Source organism: Castellaniella sp., assembly GCF_034007085.1.
Lineage (GTDB): Bacteria > Pseudomonadota > Gammaproteobacteria > Burkholderiales > Burkholderiaceae_B > Castellaniella.
This window is the reverse complement of record NZ_JAVERO010000192.1, coordinates 1-3,170: the sequence shown is the minus strand read 5'-3', so window position 1 is coordinate 3,170 and position 3,170 is coordinate 1. Positions and strand designations below refer to the sequence as shown.

The following is a 3,170-nucleotide window of genomic DNA, read 5'->3' as shown; positions in this document are numbered from 1 at the left end:
GCCATGCCCGATCTCATGACTTCATCAGCAACAGCCCCATGATGAGCAGCAGCATGCAGGCAAAGATCAGCTTCAGGCGCGCCTCGGGCAGTGCGTAGGCCAGGCGCACCCCGTAGGGTACGCACAGCAGGCTGCCTGCGGCCAGGGGGATGCCCACCAGGCCATGTGCCTGACCGTGCCAGGCATAGGTTGCCAGTGCCACGGCGGTACCCGGCACGATCATCGCCAGCGCCACGGCCTGGGCCGAAGTCTGGCGCAGGTGAAAAACCGAAGTCAGGAACGGCACCGCCAGCACCGAACCGCCCACACCGAACACGCCCCCGGCCAGCCCGGCGAAAATACCCACGCAGAAATACCAGGACTTGCGGATCTGCGCCACCTCGCGATAGAACCCGGCAGGCCGGGGCTGGGCCCGCCGCCCCAGGCTCTCACGAAAATAGAACACCGCGATCAGGAATACGAAGCCGGCATAGATGCGGCGCAGCAGCCAGGGGTCCAGTCCCAGCGCGAAGCGGGCGCCGATCCAGGTGCAGACGACGGAACTGGCCGCCCCCGCTGCCGCCGAACGCCAGTCGATGGGCGCATGTTGATGATATTTGCGCAAGGTCAGCAGAACGGCCGGCAGCACCATGATCAGCGCCGTCCCCTGGGCGGCCTGCTGTTCATAGCCCAGGATCAACCCCAGCAGGGGAATCGCAAACAGGCCGCCACCGATTCCCAGCACCCCACCCGAAAAACCGATCAGGCCGCCTGCCGCCAGGCAGGCAAGCACCAAGCCGAACATATCCATGGTACGGCGCTCAGGACAGCACGCCGAGCACGTCCTCGACGCGATCGACGGCCAGGATACGCAGGCCGTCGATGGGCTGACGCGGCAGATTGGCGCGCGGCACGACCGCCTGTACGAAACCGAGTTTGGCGGCTTCGCGCAGGCGTTCCTGCCCACGCGGGGCTGGGCGGATCTCGCCGGCCAGGCCAATTTCGCCGAAGGCCAGCAGGCCCGCCGGCAAGGGGCGGTCGCGCATGGACGACAGGATCGCCAGGGCCACGGCCAGATCGGCGGCCGGTTCCATGATGCGCACGCCGCCCACGGCATTGACGAAAACGTCCTGGTCGTAGGTGGCGACCCCCGCATGGCGATGCAACACCGCCAGCAGCATGGCCAGACGGCTGCTTTCCAGGCCCACGGACAGGCGCCGCGGATTGGGTACGTGCGCCGTATCCACCAGCGCCTGGACCTCGACCAGCAATGGCCGGGTACCCTCCTGGGTGGCCATGACGCAGGATCCGGCCACATCCCGGGAATGCCCCGCCAGGAACAGCGCGGACGGATTGCTCACCCCGCGCAGGCCCCGGTCGGTCATGGCGAAGACCCCCAGTTCGTTGACCGCGCCGAAACGATTCTTGATGGCCCGCACCAGGCGGAATGACGAATGCGTATCGCCTTCGAAATACAGTACGGTATCGACAATGTGTTCCAGCACGCGCGGACCGGCCAGCGCGCCATCCTTGGTGACATGGCCGATCAGGATCAGCGTGACGCCGGTCTGCTTGGCGATGCGCGTCAATTGGGCCGCGCATTCGCGCACCTGGGATACCGAGCCAGGCGCAGCGCTCAGTTCACCCGAATACAGCGTCTGGATCGAATCGATGACGGCCACGCCGGGCTGGCGCTCGACCAGGGCCTGGGTGATCAATTCCAGGCGGATCTCGGCCAGCAGATCCACGCCATCGCCCGACACGCCCAGACGCTGGGCGCGCAAGGCGACCTGCTCGGCGGATTCCTCGCCCGTGACATACAGCACCGGACCGCGCTCGGACAGACTGGCCAGGGCCTGCAGCAGCAAGGTCGATTTGCCGATCCCCGGATCACCGCCAATCAGCACCACCGCGCCGGCCACCAGACCGCCGCCCAGGACGCGATCGAATTCATCGATGCCAGTCGGATTGCGGACCTGTTCGCGGGCCTCGATATCGGCCAGGCGGCGCACCGGTGTGGAAGCAGCCAGCGGGGCATAGCGATGGCCGGCGGCCGCCGCCGAGGATTCGCGGGCTTCCTGGAGCGTGTTCCAGGCGCCGCAATGCGGGCAGCGGCCTTCCCATTTGGCGGCCGTGCCGCCGCAGTCCGAGCAGACGAACAGGGTCCGTGCCTTGGCCATCAGCGGCCTGCCAGGCTGCCACCGCCATCCACGCCCAGTTCCTGGCCGGTGATGAAGGCAGCCTCGTCACCCAGCAAAAACACCACGGCAGCCGCGACCTCGTCGGCCTGGGCCAGGCGACCCATGGGGATCGTGGCCAGCACGGCTTTTTCGGCATCGCTGCCGACTGGGCATTCGGCACGGAACAGGCCGGTTTCCACGGGGCCGGGAGACACCGCGTTGACTGTGATGCCATAGGGGGCCAGTTCCAGGGCCCAGGTGCGGGTACAGCCCAGCAGCGCGCTCTTGGCTGCCGCGTAGCTGGTATGCCCGCTCTGGCCATGCACCACACGACCGCACAGATTGACGATGCGGCCGGACTTGCGTGCCTTCATGCCTGGCACGAACGCCTGCACCGCCTGGACCGCCACGCGGACGTTCAGGTCGAAGGCCTGGTAGAGCGAGGTCAGATCGACTTCGCCGAGGGGTTCCGGCATGGCCGGCCCCACACAGTTCACCACGGCATCGACCGGGTATTTTTCGCGGATGACGCGCAACAGTTCTTCGGTTTCTCCGGCATTGGCCAGATCACAGGCGTACAGATAGCCGGGAAAATCAATGTCGGCCACATGCCGGGCCAGACCCACGACATGGCAGCCCTGGTCGGCCAATCGCTGGCTGACGGCCCAGCCGATGCCCTTGGTCGCGCCGGTGACGAGCACACAACTGTTCTTCATGGAAACAACTCCTCTGGCCTGAATTCACAGGACGCGGCGCGGCACCCGTGGGGTCACGGCGGTGAGCAGTTCGTAGCCGATGGTGCCGCAGGCGGCAGCAACCTCGTCCACCGAAGGGCCGCCCTGCCCCCACAGCACGACCGACGAACCCACGCCCGCGCCAGGCACCGGGTCCAGGTCCACGGCCAGCATGTCCATGGACACCCGGCCGACCAGGCGGGTACGCGTCCCGTCCACCACAATCGGCGTCCCGGAAGGCGCATGCCGCGGATAGCCATCAGCATAGCCGCAGGCA

At 67.1% G+C, this 3,170-nt stretch carries 4 protein-coding genes; all 4 read right to left on the bottom strand.

What is annotated here, in order from left to right; translation table 11 throughout:
* Positions 1-13: 13 nt before the first annotated feature.
* Positions 14-790, bottom strand: a complete 777-nt coding sequence (locus RBR29_RS11510; protein ID WP_320349414.1) for a sulfite exporter TauE/SafE family protein — start codon at positions 788-790, stop codon at positions 14-16.
* 10 nt (positions 791-800) lie between these two features.
* Entirely contained in the window at positions 801-2,159 is a 1,359-nt protein-coding gene (gene radA, locus RBR29_RS11505; RefSeq protein ID WP_320349412.1) for a DNA repair protein RadA, read from the bottom strand.
* A complete protein-coding gene (locus RBR29_RS11500) occupies positions 2,159-2,875 on the bottom strand; it encodes an SDR family oxidoreductase (RefSeq protein ID WP_320349410.1) in 717 nt (238 codons plus the stop codon). The genes radA and RBR29_RS11500 overlap by 1 nt, the downstream gene beginning before the upstream one ends.
* Positions 2,876-2,899: 24 nt before the next feature.
* On the bottom strand, positions 2,900-3,170 hold a 271-nt coding region (locus tag RBR29_RS11495), incomplete at its 5' end, for an alanine racemase C-terminal domain-containing protein (RefSeq protein WP_320349409.1).